This window comes from Proteiniphilum sp. UBA5384 (genome assembly GCF_002410825.1).
Classification (GTDB): domain Bacteria; phylum Bacteroidota; class Bacteroidia; order Bacteroidales; family Dysgonomonadaceae; genus Proteiniphilum.
Genome location: NZ_DHOS01000001.1, coordinates 1 through 264, shown reverse-complemented (window position 1 = coordinate 264; position 264 = coordinate 1). Strand labels below are relative to the sequence as shown.

The 264-nt window shown below is 42.4% G+C and carries 1 pseudogene; it reads right to left on the bottom strand.

The features are described 5' to 3' along the window. Positions 1-68: 68 nt before the first annotated feature. Positions 69-264, bottom strand: a pseudogene (locus B4G81_RS00005) (hypothetical protein); the annotation flags it as partial.

Genomic DNA, 264 nt, shown 5'->3' with positions numbered 1-264 from the left:
CCGAAATCGGAATACAAAATATTTAAATGGTCCCTCGCCTCATAAGAGGAAATACCGGAGACTAGCTTTTATCGGGAACAACCAGAGATTTCCCGCGAGAGATCCATCGTCATTAATGGATTGTCTGCATATTTTTCCCAAGAACCCAGCGGATGCTTCGTAGCGGCAACACCCACACCGTAAAATTCGTACCCGGTATCGTTTCCTAAACGCTCAATGAACAAATAAATAACTCCTATATTTAAACTTGGAAAAGACGGATAG